This is a genomic window from Alteromonas sp. KUL42, assembly GCF_006538325.1.
In the GTDB taxonomy this organism is placed as follows: Bacteria; Pseudomonadota; Gammaproteobacteria; order Enterobacterales; family Alteromonadaceae; genus Alteromonas.
The window spans coordinates 120,899-145,740 of the sequence record NZ_BJKK01000001.1 but is presented as its reverse complement, the minus strand read 5'-3'; the positions used below and the strand labels follow the sequence as shown (position 1 = coordinate 145,740).

The window sequence follows — 24,842 nt, the reverse complement described above, 5'->3', positions numbered from 1 at the left end:
TCCTATACTTTAGCGCATTACCTATCCATCATATTTGTGATTAAGGAGTTACCGAATGGCATCATTTAAAGATTCACTACAAGAAGGGCAAACACATATTAAGTCTAAAGCTGCTGTAGCTTGGGGACCGGGTGAACCACTTAAAATGGAAGAAGTGGATGTAGAGTTGCCGAAAAAAGGTGAAGTACTAGTTCGCATTGTCGCTACCGGTGTTTGTCATACTGATGCATTCACCCTTTCAGGTGAAGATCCAGAAGGCGTATTCCCATCAATATTGGGCCACGAAGGTGGCGGTATTGTGGAAATGGTGGGTGAAGGTGTAACAAGTGTAGAAGTTGGCGACCATGTTATTCCACTTTACACCGCAGAATGCGGAGAGTGTAAATTCTGTAAGTCTGGTAAAACAAACCTTTGCCAAGCAGTGCGTGCCACGCAAGGAAAAGGGCTTATGCCTGACGGAACAAGCCGTTTTTCTAAAGATGGCGAGCCTATTTATCACTACATGGGTTGTTCTACGTTTTCTGAATTTACCGTGCTACCAGAAATTTCATTAGCTAAGGTGAATAAATCTGCCCCACTTGAAGAAGTGTGCTTACTTGGTTGCGGTGTAACTACAGGTATGGGTGCGGTGTTAAATACTGCCAAAGTACAAGAAGGCGATACCGTTGCTATCTTTGGTTTAGGCGGCATTGGGCTTTCAGCTATTATTGGTGCGCGCATGGCGGGTGCAGGCCGTATTATCGGTATTGATATTAACGAAAGTAAGTTCGATCTAGCCAAACAACTTGGGGCTACTGATGTGGTTAACCCTAAGCACTTTGACAAGCCTATTCAAGAAGTCATCGTTGATATGACAGATGGCGGTGTGGACTACTCATTTGAGTGTATTGGTAACGTTAATGTTATGCGTTCTGCCCTTGAATGTTGTCACAAGGGCTGGGGTGAATCGGTCATTATTGGTGTAGCTGGCGCAGGCCAAGAGATTTCAACTCGTCCCTTCCAACTTGTAACAGGCCGAGTATGGCGAGGTACAGCATTCGGCGGTGTAAAAGGTCGCTCTCAATTGCCAGGTATTGTTGAACAATATCTAAATGGCGAATTTGGTCTTCAAGAATTCATAACACACACCATGGGCTTAGAAGATATAAACGACGCATTTGACTTAATGCACAAAGGCGAAAGTATTCGCTCTGTTGTACATATGGACAAATAAGCCAGGTCAACAGGCTCTAAATAACAAAGGCTCGTTTCAACACGAGCCTTTTTGTTTTTTGCTATGCTTTAATTCCATTCGAACTCTAAATCCACCCTAGCTCTAAAGCCTTCAAAACTGCTCTGGTTCTGTCCCGTACACCAAGTTTAGCCATGATGGTAGATACCTGATTTTTTACTGTACCCGTAGATTTGTGAATGGTATCGGCTATTTCTTTGTTGCTATACCCTGCTGCAACTAAACGCAATATTTCCAACTCTTTCGTTGAAAGCGACTCTGGCATATCAAAAGATTCAAAGGTAACACTGAGCCCTTGCAGTCCTTTCAACACTTTTTCTGTTACCGCAGGCTGAATTAATGTTTCGCCCCGCTCGACCGTTTTAATAGCATCAACTAAGGTTTCAAGTGACACATCTTTAAGTAAATACCCTCGAGCCCCTGCATTAATGGCGCCACTTACCAAGGAGTGATCATCAAAGGTAGTCAACATTAAAACGGGAATACCAATATCGCTTTCTTTTAGTGCGTTTAATGCGTCTATCCCTGACATTTTTGGCATGCGTATGTCCATTAAAATTACATCACATGAAACTCGCTTCAAGGTATCAATTAGTTGACTTCCATCTTCACACTCGCCAACAACATCAACAGATTCATCGAGCGCTAACAAGGATGTAATACCTTGGCGCACCAACATTTGATCTTCGACTAACAGCACTCGCGTTTTCATTCCTCCTCCGGAACATCAATAGTCAAACGAAACCCTATTTCATTAAACTCAAAAAACACCCTTCCACCCAGTGCCTCAACGCGTTCTCTCATTCCCGTTAATCCATTTCCTTGTTGAAATGACTTTTGAGCAACAAACTGTCTATCTTGCATGACTAAATTATATTGTTGATTTTGTTGAGTAAGGCTGATGGTAAATTCATGGGACTGAGTGTGACGAATGACATTAGTTAAGCCTTCTTGCATACACCGCAGCAAAGCATCCGCAATGCGCACATTGGTTAACGTTAGGTTGTCTTGAATATGCAGTGTCACTTGCGGTCTCGGCAAATCGCTGACCAAAGAGCGAACCGCACCTTTAAAGTCAATTGCCGCATTCTCTCTAATATCAGAAATGGCTTCTCTTACATCTGACAGCAGCAGTTTTGCGATGGCATGGCACTGTTCAACATGCGTTTTTACATCTTCGCACTTTGCTAAATCACTCTTGCGTGAGGCCACCTGTAGATTAATTGTCAAAGCAGTAAGGTGATGCCCCAATACATCATGGATATTTCGCGCTATACGCAAGCGCTCATCTTGAGTAATGGCCTGTTTAATTAAATGCTGTGTACTGAGGAGCTGTCGATTCAAAGCATCGGCCTGCTCTCTAGCAGCGGTTTCCTTTATTGCTGTACTCGACATCATCATAGCGAATAAGTTAAAAGTCCAAAACAATGCCCCAGTAAGCAACGCTTGATTTTCTCCCCACACCATACTCTGTATTAATACTGTTGGTATCGACAGTGGAATAGACAATGCTAAGCACCTTCCCCACGACACATAATAAGGTAATACTGCTGACCAAATAACTAAGAAAATAGCAATGTAGGCATACGGTAATAAGAGTTGGCTTAAAACTGATAAGCCATACATCCCCCATAGCAAGGGCACGCGCCATTTAGGTAAAGATTCATCGTGCCGGGTAATAATTACGAAGCACACGGCAATGGCAATGAATAGCACTGGAGCCACAAACATACGCCAAAGGCCAATGTTTGCTCCACCACCAACGTTATAATTCAATGATAGAAAATAAAGTGCAGAACCACTCACGAAAAGCCATGTAATAAACGCTGAGCCACGTTCTACATTGTTTACCAACCACGCTTTGCAAATTGAAAGTTGAGTCATATGTACCTTATATGTATGCAAGCCCTAAGGCTTTTGGACCTTCCTATTGTTACTTATATTATTCATTTACGCATAGGCCAAAAGTCACTTTTTATACGGTTACTTTTGGCACTATTTCACAACAAGAGGAATAGACACAATGAGTGCAATTAACGTTCAGCTATGTACTCTTGGAGATATTCGATGCAAACCATTCACAGTTTATTGGTATACGGCCATATTATTGCTGGCGCCCTGTCACTCTTACTATTTTGGGTGCCATGCTTTGCTGCTAAAGGTGGCAAGCTTCACAAACAAATAGGTAACTACTATATAAAAGCAATGCAATTTACCTCTATTAGTGGCGTGATTAGTTCAACCATTGTTTTGTTTGCTCCACTTGTTATTTACCCCACAATGCCTGCTCATTTCGAATCCGTTGGCTACTTTGTTGCTTACTTGCGCGGTCAATATCTGTTCTTACTTATGCTCAGCCTTTTAGTTTGGAACAACGTTCGTCATGCGCAACAAGTGCTTGTAATAAAAAGCGACATAAACCAAATGCGTTCTATACGCTATTTATGGCTACCTGTATTACTCTTTGTGGTTGCCTCAGTATCTTTGTATCAAGGTATTAAATATCACATTACGCTAACCTGCATATTCGCTCCCATCGCAGTACTCAATGCCATTGGTATTATTCGCTATGCTCTACAAAAAGAAGTTAAGCAAGGTAAGTGGGTGTTAGAGCATATTGGCCACATTATTGCGTCGGGTATTGGCGCATATACTGCCTTCTTCGCATTTGGTGGCAGAACCTTATTTGAAGGTATACCTACATTGCAAATTGCTAGCTGGATTGTACCCAGCCTAATTGGAGTGCCAGCCTCCATTTGGTTAAGCAAAAAATACAAACAAAAATTTTCGCCATTGAAATCAGCCAATGCAACACGCTCTAGTCAGCCCTTGTCTTGCCAGAGAGATTATTGAGGTATAAATTGAACGCCGATGACGCTGCAAAATGCGAAGTACGTGGCGCAATTGGTAAACATATTTGGCAAACATAAAAAAAGGTTAACTAACAATGAATCAAATTAAGCTGCTGACTGTTGTCGCCATTATGAGTCTCTTTGTATATCACTCGCTTAGCGGTGCCGCTTTGGCCGATCCCTCTGTACACAATAACGCAGAACAAGACACTGCAGCAGATACATTGGCCAACTTGACTAATTTACAAAGAAATAATGCTTACCTATTTTCTTCAGGCTTACCCAGTGCACAGCAACTAAAAGCGCTGAAAGAAGAAGGCGTAACCCATGTAGTTGACCTTATTCCTGGAAATCGCGTTAATGAAATTTTAGCTACGGCTCAGCTTAACCTTGAGTATTTTAACGTGCCGGTTGATTGGGAGGCTCCAACACTGGCTAATTTTTTGAACTACGCCGCTTTTATGCAGCGCGTGGACGCTACTGACGAAAAAGTACTTACTCATTGTAAACTCAATTGGCGAGGCGCTTCATTTACCTACCTTTATCGCGTTGCGATATTGGGTGAAAGTGAAGAAAAAGCAAAACAAGATTTAATGGCCATTTGGCACCCCAACCCTACATGGCATGCCTTTATGAGTGAAGTTGTCGCTCACTACAACGCATTACAGGGAACCTCTGTTAGCATGTCTTTTGCCCCTGCACCTTTAGAATCCTAAAAGTAAGCTAACTGACTGTAGCAGAGACTGAAAAAGCTTCAATACACGTTCAAGCAACACCTGCGTACCGCATTGATAAGGTATATAAGCCACGAAAAATTCCAAATTAGCCGCAGGCTGCCACCAGCCCAGCGTGCTCAGCACCTGCTCGTCGGGCAAAAATATATGATTTGACACATATGGAATTTCATATACCATGCAACACATACGAAATTTCATATGTGATATAATATGTCAAAGTCTTCACTGTCACCACTGGCATTTTTCAAGTGTTTGTCAGAGGACACGCGATTAAAAACTTTACTGATGCTGAGCATCAAAGAAGAGCTATGCGTGTGCGATCTCACCGATGCCTTACAGATCAGTCAGCCCAAAATTTCTCGTCATCTAGCCGATTTGCGTAAGTGTGGGTTAGTACAAGATACGCGCAGAGGGAAATGGGTTTATTACCGACTACATCCTACTTTACCTAATTGGGCAAAGACCATCATTGAGCAAACAGCATCAAGTAACACTGACTACATTAGTGAGTCACTGGATAACCTAAAATGCAGTAGTTGTTAGCCCCTATTGCTAGCCTTTATTAAAGGTTGCTGATTTATCGTATTACCTAGTTACATAAAAACAGAGAAAACAAACATTTAACTTCAGGTTGTTATAATCACAAATTATCAAAGGTCTCTTATGAAAATTCTCTATATATGCACCCACAACCGCTGTAGGAGTATTCTTTGCGAAGCTATTACTAATGCGTCGCAAGGTAATTTGAACGCGCGCAGTGCTGGAAGCCAACCCGTGGGTGAAGTTCACCCACTTTCTTTGAAGTATCTTGGCGAACGGGGATATAAGACTGAAGGACTTAAAAGCCAATCATGGGATGAGTTTGAAGCGTATTCGCCAGATCTTGTAGTGACAGTTTGTGACTCTGCAGCGGGTGAGTCATGTCCAATTTACTTTGGTCAATCTCTGAAAGTGCACTGGGGATTAGAAGACCCATCTAAACTCGAGGGCACTGACAGCGAGAAAGCATCAGCGTTTAATCAAACCATGGATATTATTGAAAAGCGAGTGCTCGCACTTGCAGAAATAGCCGAACAAACACACACAAAAGAAACGCTAAAAAAGGCACTTATTGCGCTAGGAGCACAGTAAATGGGATTCTTCGAAAGATACTTATCAGTTTGGGTTGGTTTATGTATTGCCGCTGGCGTTGGGCTAGGTTATGTTTTTCCCAGTGTATTTGAAGCAATTGCAGCCATAGAATATGCCCATGTCAATTTGATAGTCGCCTTACTCATTTGGTTAATGATTTACCCGATGATGGTACAAATTGACTTTAGTTCACTGAAACATGTTGGGGCAAAACCCAAAGGGCTTGTACTTACATTAATCATCAATTGGCTTATTAAGCCGTTTACCATGGCGCTGCTTGGCTGGCTATTCTTCCGTTTTATATTTGCTGATTGGGTCGACCCACAGACAGCAACCGAGTACATTGCCGGTATGATTTTACTGGGCGTAGCACCTTGTACCGCCATGGTCTTCGTTTGGAGTCACCTAACAAAAGGTGATGCTAACTACACATTGGTACAGGTATCAATTAACGATTTGATCATGGTAGTGGCGTTTGCCCCGATAACAGCAATGTTACTGGGTGTCACCAATATTACTGTGCCATGGGACACACTTTTACTATCTGTCGTACTTTACGTGGTTTTACCTTTATTAGCGGGGTATATCACACGAAAGCACATCGAGAAAAAACGGAAGTCATGCCGTTACCGCTTTAGTTGATAAATTTAAACCCTTCTCTGTATTGGGTTTACTGTTAACTATCGTTATTCTATTCGGCTTACAAGCGAATACGATTTTATCTCAACCACAAGATATTCTGTTAATTGCCATTCCGTTACTTATTCAAACTTACGGCATTTTTGCGCTGGCTTATTTTGTAGCCAAACGCCTAAAACTACCGCACAATGTTGCCGCTCCCGCTTGTATGATTGGCACTTCTAACTTTTTTGAATTGGCAGTTGCGGTTGCTATATCTTTGTTTGGTTTACACAGCGGTGCAGCATTGGCCACAGTAGTCGGCGTACTTGTTGAGGTGCCCGTCATGTTGTCACTGGTTTGGTTTGCTAACAAAACTCGTCATTGGTTTGCGGAATAATTTAAACCAATCTGCATCACATAACGTTATAACTCGACAAATAAAAAAGGGTAATCAATAGACGATTACCCTTTTTTTGAGAATAATAGATTTTGGTCTCTATCCAGTTAAAACACTTTTTGCCAGCCAACGCACTTTTACCCAGCCAATGCGCTTTGCTGTGTTTCGGGGAGAATAAAACCAAATCGACGCAATACTGAAGTAAGCAACTCTTTTTTAATCGGCTTTTCAATAAAACTTAGTGCGCCAAGCGACATCACTTTTTCTCGCATCATAGGTTGAATATCACCTGAAACCACAATGACAAAGGTTTTCAACTGCCTGCGTTTAATTTCACTGAGCACATCGATGCCACCTAAAATAGGCATAGTCAAATCAAGTAATACAAGGTCAATGGTGTGATGGGCTAACACCTCTAATGCATCCATACCATTTGACACTTCATAGATACTTTCCGCGAATCCATCGGGTAGATTTCGACGCGCCATTTTTCGTGCCAGTGCTGAATCATCACAAATAAGAATGTTAAAACTCATCAATTCCACGCTAAATACTGAATATTAGTCATTCAAGAGAATACATTAATCAAAAGTATAATAAAATCAAAAAAACTGCCACTCTCTGGCAGCTTAATCGTTAAGTTCTATAATCTTATCTCACGTTAGTACCTGTTTTGTGGTAGATATAACGTCCATAGAATAAAGGAATTAACCCTATGAACGATGCAATCGCACCAAACGATACACAGCTAATAAAAAAAGTCGCTTATCAGGTTTTGTCACACTTTGACAAAAGCTACCGATGGTTTACGCGCATCACTCGCGGTGCCCAAGAACGCTTTGAAAGAGGGAATTGGAAAGAAACACAGCTTGCTTCCAAAGAACGTATTACCATATACGAGCAAAGTTTATCTGATGCGGTTGCAGAGATTTACCACCTTACCGAAGTACGTCAAAAGGACGATTTATTTTGGCAGGAGCTCAAAAAAACCTTTGCGGTTCAACTCGAAGGTCATCCACAATTTGAATTAGCGGAAACCTTTTACAACTCTGTCATAGGGCGATTATTTAAGCACCGCCGAATTGAAAACGACATGATGTTCGTTTTACCCAGTCGTTGTTACTTACCCGGCCAAGACAGACACAAAGTCATTCACAGTTTTGACACCACCACTACCGTTCGCGAAATGTATGAGTCGATTTTCAAAATCTATCGTTACAACATACCTTTTGAGAATTTCGAACGGGATTTACAAAACTTAGAAGCGGCCTTGCGCGCAAGGCTCAACAAAGAGCAATTAGCAAGTGTACAAGCTGTAGAGATCTTAAAACCAACATTCTTTCGAGGAAAAGCAGCGTATTTAATTGGCCGTATTTGCATGCCTGATGAAACACTGCCATTTGTTATTGCCATGCGTCGTTACAATGAACCTCACATGTTTGTTGACGCGCTATTGACCGACCGCAAAGATCTCAGTGTTATCTTTGGTTTTGCAAGAAGCTACTTTATGGCTGACACGCAAAATCCAGCAGAAGTTGCAGCCTTCTTACAAGAACTCCTCCCCAATAAAAAGCACTTTGAGTTGTACATGGCGCTTGGACATTACAAACACGGTAAAACTGTCTTCTACCGCAACTTCCTTCAGCATATGGACGCTTCTGACGACAAATTCGAAGCTGCACCTGGTATACGTGGCTTAGTGATGATGGTTTTTCACCTCCCCTCTTATGGCGTCGTATTCAAAATCATCAAAGACGAGTTCGCAGAAAGTAAGAAAATTACCCGTGAGCATGTTAAAGAGTGCTATAAGCTGGTCAAGATGTCGGACCGTGTTGGCAGAATGGCGGACACCCACGAATACGTCAATTTCAGATTCCCTCTAGATAGAATTGAACCTGAACTAATCGAGGAATTAAAAGACACGTGTGCTTCAAGTTTGGAGTTCACAGAAAGTGAACTCATCATTAAGCACATGTATATCGAGCGCAAAATGACGCCCCTTAACTTGTTCCTACAAGAAGAAACCGACGAAGAAAAGATCACACGGGCACTTGATGAATTGGGACTTTGTATTAAACAAATTGCCATGGCAAACATTTTCCCTGGCGATATGCTGCACAAAAATTTCGGCATTACACGCCACGGCCGCGTTATCTTCTACGATTACGATGAAATATGTTTAATGAATGAACGCAATTTCAGAGCGCTGCCTAAATCAGATGACCCTTACGCAATAGATACATTGTCCGTGGCGCCCAACGACGTGTTTCCAGAACAATTTGAACATTTCATTGTAGGTAAGAGAAAATTCAAAGACATTTTGAAAGAATTACACGGCGACTTAATGACACCGGAGTATTGGCACGAGGTACAGCGTAAGTGCGAGCGTGGCGATGTCCAACACTTTACGCCTTACAACCCTAACATGCGCTTTGAAAGAGTTGCGTTACCTGAATCAGGTAACGAGACGAGTAACTAAAGTATGCTCACCTTTGCCTAAATTAGACATAAAGCATTAAAGGCCAAATGTGATCGCGTGCCCATATCCAATACGTATAAAAAACATGCTTATTAGTGTTAGTGCATTTAAGCATTTGTGAACCAATTAACATGAGTATGTCAGTGTTGATATTCAATTACGTTATGGAAGTAACCCGTTAAATAGCCAAAAGAAGTGTGACAATGAAAGTTTTACTAGTAGAAGATGATCCAAAAGTTGCCTCATACATAGCCGATTCGTTATTAGGAGAAGGACATCAATGCATAACCGTGGGAGATGGCGCAGCAGGTTATCGCGAGGCTGTTTCACAAGAGCTTGATGCCGTTATCCTTGATGTAATGCTACCTGAACTAGATGGCTTTACCGTTCTTGAAAAATTAAGAGATTCGGGCAATCACACCCCGGTGCTATTACTCAGTGCAAAAAGCCAAGTTGAAGATAAAGTCAGAGGATTGCGAACAGGTGCAAACGACTATTTAACCAAACCTTTTGCATTTGAAGAACTTCTTGCGCGTGTTGAGGGGCTTGCAGGCCGAAATCGCGATAGTGACGACAAAACATTGATCAAAGTAGGCGACTTAACCCTTGATTTGGTTAACCGAAAAGTAATGCGAGGCGAGACAGAAATAGACCTTCAGTCAAAAGAGTTTCAACTCCTAGAGTGCTTACTGAGGCACAAAGGCAAAGTAGTTACGCGTAGCATGCTACTTGAGCAGGTGTGGAACTATCACTTCGACCCGCAGACCAACGTTATTGATGTGCACATCAGTCGATTGCGCCAGAAAGTAGATAAAGCCTTTAATGTTCCACTTATTGAAACAGTCAGAGGCACAGGGTATCGGATTGCGGATGACGTAGCATGATAGCCATTCGCGACTTTACGCGAAGTTCGAGTTTTCGCGTAGGCGCACTGCTTACGACCTTAGCAGGTTTGGCAATTGTTTTAATTATTTACTTTTGGCGACTGAACAACACAGATATCTATGTGGCAGAATCCTATGCTGCGGTTAACGCAAAAACCCAAGCACTAGCAGGTGTCTATCACAGTGCAGGGATCGAAACTGTTATCGATATTATTAACAGTGAACGATTAACCGCAGATGATACTGCTCAAAATAAATCTGCGCAGCCCCCGCCCCTTCGGGCCTTTATTGTACTTAGTAACAAGGATGAGGTTATTGCAGGAAATCTCACCGAGGTTCCGCAAATTAAAGAGCATCACGATGAAGGCCAATTTAAAACGTTTTCGCTTTCAATCACGCTTTCTCAACAAAATGAAAGTGAAACACTGGAACAAGCCTTACTGGAAGTCGTTGAACTGGGTGAATATACGTTATACGTAGGCCGTGGCATTGGCTCGCTCTATAGTGCGCAATGGTTTGCAAAAAACCTTCAGCTGGATCATTGTAGTATTACTTTGCCTGTTAAGTATTTTAAGTTTTGTTGTGGCCGCCTATGTGGTGAATCGCATTAATCGCATGTCGCAAACGGCAGATAAAATAATAAAAACCGGAAATTTAGAGGAAAGGCTAGAAATAGACAGCAGTTGGGATGATTTAAGCAGTTTGTCTTTTGTTTTTAATCATATGCTCGATACCATCGAAGACTCTGTAAACAATATAAAATCAGTCACCGACAGTATTGCTCATGACCTAAGAACGCCGCTTTCACGCTTGCGCAATACACTTGAGAAAATAGACGACCCGCAGCTTCGAGAAGAAACCACGCAAGAAGCAGACAATCTTCTCAACATGTTCAATAGCTTATTGCGTATCAGCGGTATTGAAACGACCAAACAAAAAGAAGGTTTTACTCAGTGTGAGTTAAACGCCATTGCCTTGGATGTTATCGAGCTTTATCAACCACTTGCAGAAGAACGGGATATTCACTTAAGTAGTGAATTGGCGCCGATTGTAATGCAAGCCGATCCAAACTTACTGTTTCAGGCGATTGCTAACATTCTCGATAATGCGATTAAATATTCAAAAGATGGTGGTCGCGTTGAAATGGAACTTAGCGAAACTACTACGCATATCACGATTGCTGTGCGTGACAACGGTATTGGCGTAAGTGAGGAAGATATTGTTAATTTAGACAGGCGATTTTACCGCGCTGATAGAAGTCGAACCAGCAAAGGCAACGGGTTGGGTTTGTCACTCGTGTCAGCCATTATCAAATTGCACAATGGTCAATTGTGGTTCGTCCATGACCCTTTAATGCAAGGTCATGGACTTGGTGTGGTGTGTAGTTTGAGGAAATAAAAGGAATAACCTCCGCGGTACTAAACAAACATTACTGTTTTTGCATAAATATCGTCACTTCTGCCACGACAATTCCAAACTTTCGAATGTAAGAGCGATTCATCATTGTTGAATCATCAAATGCCCAAAACCAATCATCAAAGGTTACATCGTAGCTTGTGTCATCAACGGGCAATGTCATTTGATAGTGAAAATTAAATGCGTTGCCGTAAGACGTACCTGTAGCAGGACCGGGGATATCGGTTGCACTGCCTTTAAACGTATTGTCGCCTTGTTTAACAATGGTCCATGTGCGCGAAGTGGGCCCCTCTCCTACACCGTAATCAAAGGTTTCATCTAAGGTTAACGTGTCGTTGTTCACAGTACCGGCAATATCAACCACAAAACGTTGTACGACATCACCTGAACGGTTTTGTACGATGCCCCACGCTTTAACGTTGCCATCAAAGAACTGGAATAAGTCAAAGCGCGGAGATACAGCTTGGTAATCGTTGCCGTCAACGGAAACCGAACAACCCACAGTACCCAACATACCTAGAATCGCGACAATAGTAGCCGATACTGTCTTTTTAATTTTGTTCATAACTTTCTCTCACTTTAGTTTTCACGTTAGTTTTGACGCTCGTTTTGAAACGGTGTTTGAAGCCAATCAGCGCCTACCGGCTGGCGAGAACAAACCAAACCGTCAAACACTCCCAAGCGCTACTTCATTATTTAATTACCCAACAATAGCTTTCGGAATTTAGGTTCTGAGGTTTTATTACCAAGCCAGATATCAAAAAAACGAGACGTAAAGTCGCTATCTTGGACCGCATCAATGTACTCACCATTGAAATAAAACTGGGTCTCCTCTTTGTTGATAGCAATACCAGTTAAAACATCACCTTCGGAAACATCGGGGAATATGCTTTCCATTTTAGACAACCAGGTTTCAGCCACGTCATTGGACAAGGAGCCTTGCTTTTTCATTTCATCGATAGAACGCTGCGCTATCTTCTTACCTTCCAGCTCCCGCTGATAAGTTAAACGCAATGCAAAAGGTTTTGCGTGATCATAATTTCTATTAGGTGCATAAAGGGATGCGCGATATACATCCCAAAAATAAAACGTAAACATACCTTCACCGACAAGACTCGCATTCGGCACGTGCTGTCTTACTTCAATAGGAATATCATCATCTGCCATACTGCTGTTAGTTCCTATCAACATCATGATAAAAAAAGTCGAAAAGATCTTTATCACCTTTCATTCCACCTTGTTAAAAGTACTCATGTTTAAAAGTACCCATGTTGTTTAGCACATATACTGGTTATACTTTGCGGTGAAAACAATTGATCAAAAAACAGCGGCTCCCCCTTTGAACTCTCTTGAAGTACTTGAAAAATCACTAACACTTCCCTCTCCTTTAATACCCTTTTGCCCTTCTTGGCATGGTGCTGAAAGTGTATCTATGTGGGTCAAACGAGATGATATGATTCACCCTGTTATCTCAGGAAATAAGTGGCGAAAATTAGCGTATGCTCTGCGCAGTAATAAGATTGCAGAAGTCATTAGTTTTGGTGGTGGATTTTCCAATCATCTACACGCTTTGGGATTTGTGTGTTACACGCTTAATATTAAGTTTACAGCCATCATTAGGGGGGATTACAGCGCAGCGCCCACTCCGATGATTTGCGATCTCGTACGTTGGAATACTCAGATTGACTATGTTAATCGCCTAACCTACCAAAAGCGCAACGATGAACATTATCTAGCGGCACTCCAAATTAAGCACCCTCACGCCACTATTATTCCAGAGGGAGGTAGCCAGCACGCTGCACTGTTAGGCGTACAAGAACTAGTGCATGAGATAACTACTCCCTTTGACGTCATTATGGCTCCCGTGGCCAGTGGCGCGACACTTGCCGGTATTACCAGCGCATTGAGCGAAAAACAAACTGCGATAGGTATTGGCGTTTTGAAAGGGCAAGGGTATTTAGAGTCACTAGTTTCACAGTTTCTTCCGCATCAGATGGACAATTGGACTATTAACCACAACTATCACTGCGGAGGCTATGCGAAAGTGCCTGCTACACTGGCCACCTTCTGCGAAGAATTCATCCAAACTATGCCATTTAAGATTGAGCCAGTGTATTCAGGTAAGGTGTTTTGGGCCCTAAAAAATATGCTAAATGAGGGCTTTTTTGCGCCGGGTACTAAGATTGTTATTGTGCACACAGGTGGCCTACAAGGCGCTCGAAAAAACTAATTTGCAAAGTACTTTAGCTACTCTCTTTTATCGCTATATTTATATTTGTTGTGTTTCTAATAACACTGAAAAGCTGAAACTTTAAAAGAGTGAGCTCTCACTGCCAGCTCACCAAAAATTCCACCTGTTTATTTTTCAATTATTAAACTATTGTGAAAGTGTATGCGTAAAAATTTATAGAGTCTAAAGCAACGCTAACTTAAGGATAGATACTATGATCGACCGACCAGTTACATTGCCATTACCCTTGAATAAACTTGTAACGCGAGCACTTAACTTGTGCGAGTTAATGCTTCCTCTTAACGATGTTCTTTACCCATTTGCCGCCATTTTTGACGATGGACGCATTGGCTGCGTATTTAGTGATGAATCTCTCGAAAGAAAAACCGAATCTCAGCTCATAGAGCAATTGCAGTGGCGAGTTATCGACGCCACCACAGATCGCCTAAGCTATAGTGTAATTGTTTATGCAGCTACAATTAACACGCAAGACAGTAAGAAAATTAATGCGATTGCAGTGGCGACATCAACACCAGACCAAGAAGAACGCTTGTTGCTATACCCATATTATAGGGTTGATGATAAGGTTGTGATTTCGCCGCCAATTGATGCCATTTCACGTTAGTGGAATGCTACAACTCTAGAGCATGTCTCTATTTGTGCTTGTTGCGCTCAAGATTACTTAGCTAGAAGCGGGTACAGCTATTAACAGCTGCTCTGATTGGTTATCACGATTAAAATTTTTTGTACTTTCACACGCTGACTTTGCTTGCCAAATTAGTTTGGTCTGCTAGCATTCAGCCCAAAATTCATTAGCAAATTAGGGATTGGTTATTATGTCTCGCGTTTTAATTATTGGTGCTGGCGGTGTTGCGTCGGTAACCGTGAAAAAGTGTGCACGTTTACCTCAACATTTCGACGAAATTTATTTAGCAAGCCGCACGGTATCTAAGTGTGAAGCACTGCAACAAGAAGTAGGTGCAGATCGCGTAAAAGGCGTATTCGCTGTTGATGCTGACGATGCGAAAGCAGTTGAAGCACTTATTAACGAAGTAAAACCAGACTTGGTGATTAACCTAGCGCTTCCTTATCAAGACCTTCCAATTATGGATGCGTGCCTTGCTACAAATACTGACTACCTCGATACCGCTAACTACGAGCCAAAAGACGAAGCGAAATTCGAATACTCATGGCAGTGGGCGTACCAAGACAAATTTAAAGACGCGGGCATCATGGCACTGCTAGGCAGCGGCTTCGACCCGGGTGTGACGAATGTGTATACCGCTTATGCTGCTAAGCACTATTTTGATGAGATTCACTACCTAGATATCGTAGATTGTAATGGTGGTGATCACGGTCAAGCTTTTGCTACCAACTTCAACCCTGAGATCAACATCCGTGAAATTACACAACGTGGTCGCTTCTGGGAAAATGGCGAGTGGAAAGAAACTGATCCATTAAGCGTTCGTGAAGACTTAGACTATCAAAATATTGGTGTACGCGCTTCTTACTTGATGTTCCACGAAGAGTTAGAATCTATCGTTAAGCACTTCCCGACACTTAAACGCGCTCGTTTTTGGATGACATTTGGCGATGCTTACCTGAACCACCTTCGCGTACTTGAAGGCATTGGTATGACAAGTATTCAACCGGTAGAATTCCAGGGTCAACAAATTGTCCCTCTTGAATTTCTTAAAGCCGTACTTCCTAACCCAGGTTCTTTAGCTGAAGGATATAGCGGTATGACATGTATTGGTACATACATTACTGGTATTAAAGACGGCAAAGAAAAACTATCTTTATTTACAACAACTGCGATCACGCCAAATGTAATGAAGAAGTTGGCGCGCAAGCAGTGTCATACACAACAGGTGTTCCAGCAATGATTGGTGCAGCTCTTATGCTTAATGGTACTTGGAAAGAAGCCGGTGTTTGGAATATGGAACAATTCGATCCAGATCCATTCATGGACATGCTAAATGAGCATGGTCTACCATGGCATGTACTAGAATGTGAAGCGAGCCCCTTCACAAAGTAATAACTGTCTAGGGCGCTTTAAAAGCGCCTTTTTTTATTAACGCAGCATTCTTGTTTGCGCCGCGCTATTTAGCACGAAAAGACTTAGCGCAAAATGACGTTTTAGATACAAAACAGAAATCTAATTGGAGCTTTACTGCATTGACCGATTTAACCCAACGCACTGATATCCCTTCTCCATGTTATGTGCTGGAAGAAGCTAAACTTATTCGCAACCTTGAATTAATGAAACGGGTTCAAGACGAATCTGGCGCACGCATTATCTTGGCGTTGAAAGGTTTTTCGATGTGGTCTTGTTTCGACATCATCAAACAATACCTTCAAGGTGCAACGGCAAGTTCAGTTTGGGAAGCCAAGCTCGCCGCAGAAATGGGTAAAGAAGTACATGCCTATTCACCGGCTTATAAAGTAGATGACGCAAAAGCACTAGCTGAGTTGGTTAACCACCTTTCTTTTAACAGCCTAACCCAATGGCAGACCCACAAAGATACCCTTGCAAAGGTATCTCTGGGTTTACGTATTAACCCGGAACATCAAGAAGCAGATACACCGCTTTACGACCCGGCCGCACCAGGCTCTCGTTTAGGTATTCGTGCAAGCGAATTAGAAAATGTTGATTTGACCGGTATAGAAGGCTTCCATTGTCACAACCTGTGTGAGTGTGATTCGTTTGCGACAGCGCGTACACTTGAGGCTATTGAAAAGCGTTTTGGCAAATGGTTAGGACAGCTTAAATGGTTGAATTTAGGTGGTGGACACCTAATGACTCGTGAAGGCTATGACGTCGAACACCTAATTACTACCCTGAAGAACTTTAAGGCACGCTACCCTCATCTTGACGTTATCCTTGAACCAGGCTCGGCGGTAGCATGGCAAACAGGTCCACTTATTTGTGAAGTGGTGGATATGGTCAACAACGAAGGTGACATTGCTATTTTGGACATTTCAGCAACGGCGCACATGCCTGATGTACTTGAGATGCCCTATCGCCCAACAATACTCGATGCGGGTTTACCCGGTGAGAAAGCTCATGATGTTAAACTAGGTGGTAACTCTTGTTTAGCGGGTGACGTAATCGACACCTATTCTTTTGATAAGCCACTACAAATTGGCGATCGCTTACAGTTTGAAGATATGATGCACTACACCATGGTTAAAACGACGTTTTTCAACGGTGTTGAACACCCTGGTATTGGTATCTTACGTACAAACGGTGAATTTGAACTTGTACGTGCATTTACCTATGAAGACTTTAAAGGCCGTTTGTCTTAAGGAATAATCTCGTTTATTAAAACCGGTTAACTTATACCAATCCGCATGGAAGTCTACACTCTCAGAGTAGGTAAACTTCTATGCTCACTGGTATTAGGAATACGCACTTAGACATAAAAGCTTGTACATAAAACAAACACGCTTACTCAGCGGGTTTGTTTTATGTTCGGTTTGAGTTTTTTGCGTTTAAGCTTTTACATCAGTTCCATATATTTGGCTACTACTCAGCTCTTTCTGCTTAGCCCTTTCTAGTAAGCCCTTTCTAGTCAGCCTTTTTTACTCATCCCTTCGCATCAAGCCCTGCTTGATATAACGCATTTTTCTTCAAGCCATAGTGTTCAGCCACTACAGCTGCCGCTTTCTTAAGTGGCATATGATCACACAGTGTCATTAATAATGACATAGCTTCACTTGGCAAGGCTTGTTCATCGACAAGTGCTGGCCCAATCATTACCACGAACTCACCTTTTTGATGTGTAGCATCTGCCTCTAAGTAAGTAATAACATCTTGTGGTGTACCGCTAACGTAAGTCTCAAAGGTTTTGGTAAGCTCTTTGGCAACAACAATTGAACGTTCACCTAATACGCGCTGTATGTCTTTTACCGTATCGAGAATACGACGGGGGGCTTCATAAAATACGGTGGTAAAAGTACGGTCTAGTAGCTCGGTAAGAACACCTTCACGGGCCTGTGTTTTCACCGGTAAAAAGCCTTCAAAAATGAATTTATCTGTAGGTAACCCTGAGGCACTTAATGCAGTGATTGCTGCACAAGGGCCGGGTAATGCACTAACTGGGATCCCTTGTTCGCGGCACCGTCTTACCAATACAAAACCCGGGTCGCTAATTAAAGGGGTGCCGGCATCACTTATCAATGCAACCGCCTCGCCCGACTTTAATCGCTCACATAACATCGCTGCGCGCTTATCTTCATTGTGCTCATGCAACGACAAGGTTTTGGTTTTAATATTAAAGTGTTGCAATAATCGCGCGCTGTGACGGGTATCTTCCGCAGCAATCCAACTCACTTCACTTAATATTTCGATGGCCCGCGCCGTCATGTCATTTAAGTTGCCGATAGGCGTTGGAACTATATATAGCGTGGCAATGTCAGTCATATAAGTTACTAGATCTGGTTAAAACGTGTTATTTGCGGTAAGTGTACCATGCCATTAGGCCAGATTATGCTGGCAAGCGTAGATTTTCACACGGTTTACGATAAACTTGTCGATTATTGATGTAAAAGGAAGAGCGCTGTGTACCCAACAAGACACAAAGGAAAATTTTTTGCCCTGTCAATCATTGCCTCAGTTGTACTTATATCAGGTTGTGGCAGTACACCTAAACAATCCTCGGTAACACGTGAGCGCGCTCCTACACCTATAGAAACTTCAAAAGCCGCTGCTATTACACCTGAACATAAATTGGTTGAAGCGAAAAAAGTATGGGCTAATACACGAGATAAAGTACAGCGCGATGAGCTTTTGTTACAAGCTGCTGACCTGTACCTTCAAAATAATCAACCTACTCTTGCGCAACAGATTTTGTTCGAGCTTCAACAAGAAGGCGTAGAAACTAGTCAAGCATCAAAATACACCTTGCTATTGGTTAAAGCTTACTTAGCCCAACCGCATGCATCTGTTGAGTCCATGCTAGCGCTTCTAGACACTATCAACGACAATAGTGATGTCGCTATAGAAAAGGCATATCTACAAACTCAGCTTTATACGCAGCAAGGTCATTTGGCTGCTGCTGCAAACAGCTTGATGAAAACCGACTTATCCAGTGAAGAAAAAGTCACTAAAATTTGGGCATGGGTTACGTCACTCTCCCGCGAAACATTAAATGAGATAAACGCCCAATACCCAGCCCTTTCTCCCTTTGTGACATTACGCGAATTGACCGAAGAGCACATAGGTTCTCCCAAGCAACTTGCCCAAAGCCTGACACAATTTCAACAAGTCTACCGTGGTCATGTACTTAGTGAGGCAATACCACAAGAAGTGCTGGAAGCAGTAAAAGTTGAACCCATTTACGCCAGTGAAATCGCAGTATTGTTGCCTCTATCTGGACGACTTGCCAGAACTGGCAACGCGGTTAAAAACGGCATTATGGCAGCCTATTACAACGATGTTGAACAAGAAAATAGCGAAAGAAACTTACCTCGTTTGCGCTTTATCGATACAAACGAGTCTTCGCCTCAGTCACTTATCGAACAAATTGGCGAAACCAAGTTTGTCATCGGTCCATTATTGAAAGAAACAGTGGATAGCCTTATTCCAATACTTCCTCCTAGCATTAACGTATTGGCGCTAAATCGCCCAGAAGAAAGTGCGAACACACAGCCCAATGCGACAAACGCTGTTGAACAACTTACTCAAAATCAACAATCAGTATTAGAAAGCCATACTGATGTCGAGCAAGAGATGCTATTCCCCACTGCACTTAATTATTTTGGATTGGCTCCAGAAGACGAGGCAATACAGTTGGCTGAGTTTATCTTCAGCAAAGGTTATCGCGCACCTATTGTGATTTCAGCGGAAAGCGGCCTGTATCAACGCATGGATAGCACGTTCAAAGCGCACTGGATAAAACTTAACAACATTGAAAATAAGCAAAGGGCGAATATAACATCAGTGTCATTTAACGACAGTAGCTCGCTTAGAGAAGGGGTGACACAAGCGCTAGATGTAGCTCAGAGCAATGCGCGTATTAATCAGATTGAGTATATGACCAATGACGAGGTCTATAATATGCCGCGCAGTCGCAGAGATATTGATGCCATTGTCGCGTTTGCGTCTCCACAAGATACAGAACTGCTGAACCCCATTATTGAAGCAAGCTTAAACCCTTACGATGGGAAATTGGTGCCAGTGTATGCTACTTCTCGTTCAATGGATTACGATTCGGGCAAAAACCAGTGGCGGGATCTGCAAAATGTTCATTTCATTGATATGCCATGGCTTATGCCCCAGCATAACTGGAAACAGTTAGAAGAAGACGCAGAGAAAGCGTGGTCTAACCAAAATACCATGCAGAAGCGTCTTTTCGCTTTCGGCTATGACGCTTATCAACTTTTACCTGAACTCGGTATGCTCAATACCCTACACTACATTACTCATGAGGGCCTCACCGGCAAACTGTCAGTAAATAAACGTGGCGAAGTAATTAGGCAACAACCTCAGGCCATTATCAGAGACGAAGAAATTCAGATGGTCATGGAGTAGAAGAGCACTATGTCACTACTGCAAGGGAATGCAGCCGAAGACAAAGCCTGCTCATTTTTAATCGAACAAGGCCTAACACTTCGCAGTCGAAACTACCGCACCAGACGCGGTGAACTTGATATAGTTATGCAAGATGGCAACACCATTGTTTGCATTGAAGTAAAATATAGAAAGCAAAATCATTACGGCAGTGCGGTAGAGTTCATCACTGCTAAGAAACTAAACAGAATTCGGGCTGCGTTTGAATTCTATTTGTTAGATAATAACCTAAATTCGACGTCTACGCCTTTGCGAATAGACGTTATAGCCATTGATGGGAACAACCTGCAGTGGTTAAAAAACATCGGCTAAGCAGATTCGTTAAGCTAGGTAGGGGAATACCTCCGAAAACACGCGGTAAACCCATCCATGGGCGCTCCGCCGCTGCATCCATGCAGCGGAGGGTTTTCTACGGTATCCCCCTACCTATCTTATTGAGCTAAAATTCACACGCTTAATACATTCAAAATGATTGTTTAAGCAAGCTATAGAGTCTTCCTGTTACTCGATGAAATTAACACTGACTAGAATTAATTTTCGGGCAATTCCTGTTACTTTCGAACTAGTTCCATTTACACAGCTCGAAAGTAAAATTGAAGAGAAAGAGAAGTATGATTGAACAAATTAAAGCGAATTTTACAGAGAGTATTCAAACCAAAATTGCAGCCTCTGAAATTTTGCCAGAGTCTATTGAAAAAGCGGCGAATATGATGGTTGAAGCCCTTATTCGTGGCAATAAAGTATTAAGCTGTGGTAACGGTGGTTCGGCAGGTGACGCTCAACACTTCTCCTCAGAAATGCTCAATCGCTATGAGCGCGACCGCCCAAGCCTACCGGCTATAGCCCTTAGCACAGACACCTCTACCTTGACGTCTATTGCCAATGACTACAGCTACGATGAAATCTTCGCGAAGCAAGTACGCGCTTTAGGTCAGCCTGGCGATATCCTTCTTGCTATTTCAACAAGTGGTAACTCGCGCAACGTTATTGCAGCAATGGAAGCCGCCCTCTCTCGTGACATGACAATTGTCGCTCTAACGGGTAAAGATGGCGGTGAAATGGCGGGCTTTTTAAGTGAGCATGACGTAGAAATACGCGTACCGTCAAACCGCACCGCACGTATACAAGAAGTACACTTGTTAGTGATCCACAACCTATGTGAATGTATCGACGATAGTTTATTTCCAGCCGACCACGGTGATGAGTAATTGCTTTCACTTATGAATAACATCAAAAAGTTAAGTGTTATTGGGTGCTTGTTAGCCCTTGTCTTGAACATGCAAGGGTGCGTTGTTGCTGTTGGTGCCGCAGGTGCCATGGCGGCAAAGGTTGCCAACGATCGCCGAACAGTAGGAACGCAACTCGACGATCAAAATGCAGATCGCGCTGTTGCGTTTCAATGGTCTAAAAGTGACGAGTTGAAAGATCAAGCCAACTTGCAAGTTGACATCTACAATGGTGTAGCCTTGCTCACAGGCCAAGCTCCAACCCAAGGGCTCATCGATGATGCAGTCAAGCGAGCACAAGAAGTCAGTTACCTAAAGAAAATTCACAATCAAATTCGCATCGCTGAGCCCATAGGGGCAGGCACGCAAGCTAACGATATTTGGCTTGCCTCTAAAGTACGAACTAAGATCCTTGCTGATGAGCGGGTTCCTGCGCTTCAAGTAAAAGTTGTGGTGCAAGACTCCGAAGTTTTCTTAATGGGTAGGCTCACCAACCAAGAAGCAACTGCCGCTGTAGATATTGCACGCAATATTACAGGTGTGGCTAGAGTGGTTAGAGCGTTTGAAATTATTCAATAAAGAAGTTGCCACTGCCCTTTTAGTGGCAGGGGCGCTCTTTATGGAAATTCTAGATGCCACAGTCATTACCACGGCACTGCCCGTTATTGCCGCTGATTTTGGTATTGCAGCGGCGCACCTCTCTATTGGCGTATCCGCCTATCTCGTGGCAGTAACACTGTTTATCCCCTTAAGTGGTTATGTTGCCGACCGATTTGGTGCGCGTACTATCTTTGTCGCTGCCATTGCGCTATTTACCATTGCATCAGTGTTATGCGGCCTAAGCACCAACCTTGTTGAGTTTACTTTAGCGCGTGTATTACAAGGTATTGGGGGAGCCATGATGGTGCCGGTTGGGCGTTTAGTCGTGTTTCGCGATTTACCCAAAGAACAACTAGTAAAAACCGTTGCCATTATTACTTGGCCAGCACTGAGTGCTCCTATACTCGGCCCAGTGATCGGCGGCTATATTGCCACCCATTTTAGTTGGCAATGGATATTCTACATGAATGTGCCACTTGGTATGCTCGCCATCGTCGCCACACTTTATTTGCTAAAAAATACCAAAGGCGAAGTAGGTCGATTTAATTTAAAAGGTTTTTTATTAACGGGCCTTGGCTTTGCCCTCTTTATGGCGGGAATTGAATATTTAGCTAGTAACACAGACAAGCTACTACATGCTGTAGGCATTATCTTTACTGGTCTGCTACTTATGATACTAGCTATTAGGCATGTGAAGCGCGCAGCGTTCCCGCTTTTTTCATTTGACGCAATGCAATACAAAACCTTTCGCCTATCGGTTTACGGCGGTTCTGTGGTACGTATAGCGTTGGGCAGTGCACCATTTCTTGTTCCCCTAATGTTGCAATTGGGCTTAGATTACACACCGGTTGAGGCAGGCTCATTACTGCTTTGGCTATTTGCAGGAAACCTCGCAATAAAGCCCGCAACCACTTGGATAATGAATACATTTGGCTTTAAACGTGTGTTAATTGTCAACGGCATACTGATTGCAGCTGGGTTTATAGCACTCGCTCTTATTACAAAGAACACATCATCACTAACCATTGGTATCATACTGTTTATCAATGGCGTAACGCGTTCTATGCACTTAACCTTGTTAAATACCATCGCATTTGCCGATGTACCAGCACATGAAATGCGTGACGCCAATACGCTTAGTGCTATCTTAATGCAAATGAACAGAGGGCTTGGCATTACGCTTTCTGCTTTAGCCATAGCATTCGCCACCTTCATCTTAGACCAACATGCATCATCGCCTGACTTAAGCACATTTACGCTGGCCATGTTGTTTATGGCATTTATTGCCTTTATCAGTATTGCAGACAGTTGGCTTCTGTCGAAAGAAGATGGTGATAGCGTGCTCAATAAACGCAAAGATAAAAAACAAACGTCATAACAGATGAAAACAATATGACATTTGTCATGACACATTCATGACCTTTGTGAATACCCTCTTAAGGCGGAACTCGTCATACTTTTTCTAACGCTTAATATGCATCAACGGAAAAGAAAATGACACAAGCTATAAGACAACACGATATTCCAACATCCTCTCAAGCCCCCTCTTCTGCCACTTTGACCTTGGAACAGGAAAGAACACTGTTCAAGCAAAATCGGTTTATCGCCATGCCATTGGCTGGCACTGTTGTTTGGGCAATTCTAGGACTTACCGCCCCTTTTGTTTCCGACTTTGTCATCACTTGGCTGTTGTATATCGGCACCGGTTCTATCTTCTACCTCGGCACTGGATTATCTTATGTAACCGGAGAGCGCTTCTTTGCCAAAGATAAGGTTTTAACAAGCTTTGACCGGCTCTTTTTTGTCGGGCTGATTATGAGCTTAATGGTATTTGGTATTGCACTGCCTGTGGCAGCCATCGACCATACTACTGTGCCGCTTTCTTTAGGTATTCTGGCTGGCTTAATGTGGATGCCGCTTTCATGGGCAATTCAACATTGGGTAGGTTATTTCCACACTGTCGCTCGCACCATTGCTATTGTTACCGTGTGGTATCTCTTTCCTGAGGCTCGTGTTGAAGCGATCAGCGCTGTTATTGTGGCTATCTATGCCATATCGCTTTATGCGTTAGAAATGCGATATAGAAACCTTTAATCAACACAAAGTCTGCACGTAGGAGAACTCTGAATGACGTCCTTAATTCTCACCATTGCCATTGTGACAGAAGTTACCGCTACACTCTTATTAAAGGCCTCTAACGGATGGGAAAAATGGGCATTTGGTTATGGTGCAATATTCTTTTACGCCATTTCGGGCATGTTGTTTTCCTTGGTACTAAAAAATATGGGAATAGGGGTGGCGTATGCTATTTGGTCAGGCATGGGAATTGCCCTCATTACAGCAGCGTCCGTGGTGTTTTGGAAACAAACATTCGACATCTATGCAGTGCTGGGTATTATGTTAATCATTTCAGGTACGATACTTATTACTAGTAAATCTACCGTCGTATTTCAGTAGGGACGAA

At 42.8% G+C, this 24,842-nt stretch carries 23 protein-coding genes and 3 pseudogenes; 20 read left to right on the top strand and 6 right to left on the bottom strand.

Annotated elements, in window-relative coordinates:
- The first annotated feature begins 55 nt into the window (after positions 1 to 55).
- Positions 56 to 1,213, top strand: a complete 1,158-nt coding sequence (locus tag EYR97_RS00610; protein WP_131091915.1) for an S-(hydroxymethyl)glutathione dehydrogenase/class III alcohol dehydrogenase — start codon at positions 56 to 58, stop codon at positions 1,211 to 1,213.
- Positions 1,214 to 1,298: 85 nt separating this feature from the next.
- On the opposite strand, the gene EYR97_RS00605 is transcribed toward EYR97_RS00610, so the two are convergent.
- Together EYR97_RS00605 and EYR97_RS00600 are read right to left on the bottom strand one after the other, a co-directional pair.
- Positions 1,299 to 1,943: a response regulator transcription factor gene (locus EYR97_RS00605; protein WP_131091914.1), complete on the bottom strand. Its 645-nt coding sequence runs from the start codon at positions 1,941 to 1,943 to the stop codon at positions 1,299 to 1,301.
- Positions 1,940 to 3,115: a sensor histidine kinase gene (locus EYR97_RS00600; RefSeq protein WP_131091913.1), complete on the bottom strand. Its 1,176-nt coding sequence runs from the start codon at positions 3,113 to 3,115 to the stop codon at positions 1,940 to 1,942. The genes EYR97_RS00605 and EYR97_RS00600 overlap by 4 nt, the downstream gene beginning before the upstream one ends.
- A gap of 183 nt (positions 3,116 to 3,298) precedes the next feature.
- Here EYR97_RS00600 and EYR97_RS00595 point away from each other — a divergent pair, with 183 nt between their 5' ends.
- The 5 genes and pseudogenes from EYR97_RS00595 (at position 3,299) to arsB (ending at position 6,969) form a co-directional block, all read left to right on the top strand.
- Positions 3,299 to 4,084: a hypothetical protein gene (locus EYR97_RS00595; protein WP_131091912.1), complete on the top strand. Its 786-nt coding sequence runs from the start codon at positions 3,299 to 3,301 to the stop codon at positions 4,082 to 4,084.
- 94 nt (positions 4,085 to 4,178) lie between these two features.
- Positions 4,179 to 4,799, top strand: coding sequence for a protein tyrosine phosphatase family protein (locus tag EYR97_RS00590; protein WP_242634826.1), 621 nt, complete (start codon positions 4,179 to 4,181; stop codon positions 4,797 to 4,799).
- A gap of 231 nt (positions 4,800 to 5,030) precedes the next feature.
- Positions 5,031 to 5,363 carry a metalloregulator ArsR/SmtB family transcription factor gene (locus EYR97_RS00585; protein WP_131091911.1) on the top strand — a complete coding sequence of 111 codons (333 nt, stop codon included), beginning with the start codon at positions 5,031 to 5,033 and terminating at the stop codon, positions 5,361 to 5,363.
- A gap of 120 nt (positions 5,364 to 5,483) precedes the next feature.
- Entirely contained in the window at positions 5,484 to 5,951 is a 468-nt protein-coding gene (locus tag EYR97_RS00580; RefSeq protein WP_131091910.1) for an arsenate reductase ArsC, read from the top strand.
- Positions 5,952 to 6,969, top strand: a pseudogene (arsB, locus tag EYR97_RS00575) (ACR3 family arsenite efflux transporter).
- 137 nt (positions 6,970 to 7,106) lie between these two features.
- On the opposite strand, the gene EYR97_RS00570 reads toward arsB, so the two are convergent.
- Positions 7,107 to 7,505, bottom strand: a complete 399-nt coding sequence (locus EYR97_RS00570) for a response regulator (RefSeq protein ID WP_131091909.1) — start codon at positions 7,503 to 7,505, stop codon at positions 7,107 to 7,109.
- Positions 7,506 to 7,684: 179 nt separating this feature from the next.
- Between EYR97_RS00570 and aceK the strand changes: the two genes are divergently transcribed.
- The 3 genes and pseudogenes from aceK (at position 7,685) to EYR97_RS22640 (ending at position 11,730) form a co-directional block, all read left to right on the top strand.
- Entirely contained in the window at positions 7,685 to 9,448 is a 1,764-nt protein-coding gene (gene aceK, locus EYR97_RS00565) for a bifunctional isocitrate dehydrogenase kinase/phosphatase (protein WP_131091908.1), read from the top strand.
- 203 nt (positions 9,449 to 9,651) lie between these two features.
- On the top strand, positions 9,652 to 10,332 hold the full coding sequence (locus EYR97_RS00560; protein WP_131091907.1) for a response regulator transcription factor: 681 nt from the start codon (positions 9,652 to 9,654) through the stop codon (positions 10,330 to 10,332).
- Positions 10,329 to 11,730: pseudogene (locus EYR97_RS22640) on the top strand (sensor histidine kinase). Before EYR97_RS00560 ends, EYR97_RS22640 begins: the two are co-directional and overlap by 4 nt.
- A 31-nt stretch (positions 11,731 to 11,761) precedes the next feature.
- Here EYR97_RS22640 and EYR97_RS00550 read toward each other — a convergent pair.
- Together EYR97_RS00550 and EYR97_RS00545 are read right to left on the bottom strand one after the other, a co-directional pair.
- Positions 11,762 to 12,313 (bottom strand): DUF3833 domain-containing protein, encoded by a 552-nt coding sequence (locus EYR97_RS00550; RefSeq protein WP_131091906.1) that lies wholly within the window; start codon positions 12,311 to 12,313, stop codon positions 11,762 to 11,764.
- 131 nt (positions 12,314 to 12,444) lie between these two features.
- Entirely contained in the window at positions 12,445 to 12,915 is a 471-nt protein-coding gene (locus EYR97_RS00545) for a chalcone isomerase family protein (protein WP_242634823.1), read from the bottom strand.
- Between the two features lie 172 nt (positions 12,916 to 13,087).
- Between EYR97_RS00545 and EYR97_RS00540 the strand changes: the two genes are divergently transcribed.
- The 4 genes and pseudogenes from EYR97_RS00540 to nspC all read left to right on the top strand — a co-directional run bounded on the left by EYR97_RS00540 (position 13,088) and on the right by nspC (position 17,287).
- Positions 13,088 to 13,978, top strand: coding sequence for a 1-aminocyclopropane-1-carboxylate deaminase/D-cysteine desulfhydrase (locus EYR97_RS00540; protein WP_242634858.1), 891 nt, complete (start codon positions 13,088 to 13,090; stop codon positions 13,976 to 13,978).
- 214 nt (positions 13,979 to 14,192) lie between these two features.
- On the top strand, positions 14,193 to 14,603 hold the full coding sequence (locus EYR97_RS00535) for a hypothetical protein (RefSeq protein WP_131091905.1): 411 nt from the start codon (positions 14,193 to 14,195) through the stop codon (positions 14,601 to 14,603).
- 211 nt (positions 14,604 to 14,814) lie between these two features.
- Positions 14,815 to 16,016, top strand: a pseudogene (locus EYR97_RS00530) (saccharopine dehydrogenase family protein).
- 140 nt (positions 16,017 to 16,156) lie between these two features.
- Positions 16,157 to 17,287: a carboxynorspermidine decarboxylase gene (gene nspC / locus EYR97_RS00525; RefSeq protein ID WP_131092313.1), complete on the top strand. Its 1,131-nt coding sequence runs from the start codon at positions 16,157 to 16,159 to the stop codon at positions 17,285 to 17,287.
- 280 nt (positions 17,288 to 17,567) lie between these two features.
- Here nspC and rsmI read toward each other — a convergent pair whose 3' ends face one another.
- Positions 17,568 to 18,404, bottom strand: a complete 837-nt coding sequence (gene rsmI / locus EYR97_RS00520; protein ID WP_131091904.1) for a 16S rRNA (cytidine(1402)-2'-O)-methyltransferase — start codon at positions 18,402 to 18,404, stop codon at positions 17,568 to 17,570.
- A 138-nt stretch (positions 18,405 to 18,542) separates the two neighbouring features.
- Between rsmI and EYR97_RS00515 the strand changes: the two genes are divergently transcribed.
- From EYR97_RS00515 to EYR97_RS00485, 7 genes are all read left to right on the top strand, one after another.
- Positions 18,543 to 20,513, top strand: a complete 1,971-nt coding sequence (locus EYR97_RS00515) for a penicillin-binding protein activator (RefSeq protein ID WP_131091903.1) — start codon at positions 18,543 to 18,545, stop codon at positions 20,511 to 20,513.
- 9 nt (positions 20,514 to 20,522) lie between these two features.
- Positions 20,523 to 20,864 (top strand): YraN family protein, encoded by a 342-nt coding sequence (locus EYR97_RS00510; RefSeq protein ID WP_131091902.1) that lies wholly within the window; start codon positions 20,523 to 20,525, stop codon positions 20,862 to 20,864.
- A gap of 299 nt (positions 20,865 to 21,163) precedes the next feature.
- Complete coding sequence (locus EYR97_RS00505; protein WP_105929513.1) at positions 21,164 to 21,760, top strand: phosphoheptose isomerase; 597 nt, start codon at positions 21,164 to 21,166, stop codon at positions 21,758 to 21,760.
- Between the two features lie 12 nt (positions 21,761 to 21,772).
- On the top strand, positions 21,773 to 22,357 hold the full coding sequence (locus tag EYR97_RS00500; RefSeq protein ID WP_242634822.1) for a BON domain-containing protein: 585 nt from the start codon (positions 21,773 to 21,775) through the stop codon (positions 22,355 to 22,357).
- Positions 22,341 to 23,756 (top strand): MFS transporter, encoded by a 1,416-nt coding sequence (locus EYR97_RS00495; RefSeq protein ID WP_242634821.1) that lies wholly within the window; start codon positions 22,341 to 22,343, stop codon positions 23,754 to 23,756. Before EYR97_RS00500 ends, EYR97_RS00495 begins: the two co-directional genes overlap by 17 nt.
- Positions 23,757 to 23,872: 116 nt before the next feature.
- Positions 23,873 to 24,472 (top strand): DUF7010 family protein, encoded by a 600-nt coding sequence (locus EYR97_RS00490; protein WP_131091901.1) that lies wholly within the window; start codon positions 23,873 to 23,875, stop codon positions 24,470 to 24,472.
- Positions 24,473 to 24,505: 33 nt separating this feature from the next.
- Positions 24,506 to 24,835, top strand: coding sequence for a multidrug efflux SMR transporter (locus tag EYR97_RS00485; protein ID WP_131091900.1), 330 nt, complete (start codon positions 24,506 to 24,508; stop codon positions 24,833 to 24,835).
- The last annotated feature ends 7 nt before the right edge of the window (positions 24,836 to 24,842 follow it).

What these genes read in the sequence shown, in the direction of transcription:
- EYR97_RS00545 (WP_242634823.1), bottom strand. Translation starts at nt 12,915, where the DNA reads ATGGCAGATGATGATATTCCTATTGAAGTAAGACAGCACGTGCCGAAT.
- rsmI (WP_131091904.1), bottom strand. Translation starts at nt 18,404, where the DNA reads ATGACTGACATTGCCACGCTATATATAGTTCCAACGCCTATCGGCAAC.
- EYR97_RS00605 (WP_131091914.1), bottom strand. Translation starts at nt 1,943, where the DNA reads ATGAAAACGCGAGTGCTGTTAGTCGAAGATCAAATGTTGGTGCGCCAA.
- EYR97_RS00485 (WP_131091900.1), top strand. Translation starts at nt 24,506, where the DNA reads ATGACGTCCTTAATTCTCACCATTGCCATTGTGACAGAAGTTACCGCT.
- EYR97_RS00535 (WP_131091905.1), top strand. Translation starts at nt 14,193, where the DNA reads ATGATCGACCGACCAGTTACATTGCCATTACCCTTGAATAAACTTGTA.
- EYR97_RS00580 (WP_131091910.1), top strand. Translation starts at nt 5,484, where the DNA reads ATGAAAATTCTCTATATATGCACCCACAACCGCTGTAGGAGTATTCTT.
- EYR97_RS00590 (WP_242634826.1), top strand. Translation starts at nt 4,179, where the DNA reads ATGAATCAAATTAAGCTGCTGACTGTTGTCGCCATTATGAGTCTCTTT.
- EYR97_RS00550 (WP_131091906.1), bottom strand. Translation starts at nt 12,313, where the DNA reads ATGAACAAAATTAAAAAGACAGTATCGGCTACTATTGTCGCGATTCTA.
- EYR97_RS00560 (WP_131091907.1), top strand. Translation starts at nt 9,652, where the DNA reads ATGAAAGTTTTACTAGTAGAAGATGATCCAAAAGTTGCCTCATACATA.
- aceK (WP_131091908.1), top strand. Translation starts at nt 7,685, where the DNA reads ATGAACGATGCAATCGCACCAAACGATACACAGCTAATAAAAAAAGTC.
- EYR97_RS00595 (WP_131091912.1), top strand. Translation starts at nt 3,299, where the DNA reads ATGCAAACCATTCACAGTTTATTGGTATACGGCCATATTATTGCTGGC.
- EYR97_RS00505 (WP_105929513.1), top strand. Translation starts at nt 21,164, where the DNA reads ATGATTGAACAAATTAAAGCGAATTTTACAGAGAGTATTCAAACCAAA.
- EYR97_RS00510 (WP_131091902.1), top strand. Translation starts at nt 20,523, where the DNA reads ATGTCACTACTGCAAGGGAATGCAGCCGAAGACAAAGCCTGCTCATTT.
- EYR97_RS00610 (WP_131091915.1), top strand. Translation starts at nt 56, where the DNA reads ATGGCATCATTTAAAGATTCACTACAAGAAGGGCAAACACATATTAAG.
- EYR97_RS00600 (WP_131091913.1), bottom strand. Translation starts at nt 3,115, where the DNA reads ATGACTCAACTTTCAATTTGCAAAGCGTGGTTGGTAAACAATGTAGAA.
- EYR97_RS00500 (WP_242634822.1), top strand. Translation starts at nt 21,773, where the DNA reads ATGAATAACATCAAAAAGTTAAGTGTTATTGGGTGCTTGTTAGCCCTT.
- EYR97_RS00570 (WP_131091909.1), bottom strand. Translation starts at nt 7,505, where the DNA reads ATGAGTTTTAACATTCTTATTTGTGATGATTCAGCACTGGCACGAAAA.
- EYR97_RS00490 (WP_131091901.1), top strand. Translation starts at nt 23,873, where the DNA reads ATGACACAAGCTATAAGACAACACGATATTCCAACATCCTCTCAAGCC.
- EYR97_RS00585 (WP_131091911.1), top strand. Translation starts at nt 5,031, where the DNA reads ATGTCAAAGTCTTCACTGTCACCACTGGCATTTTTCAAGTGTTTGTCA.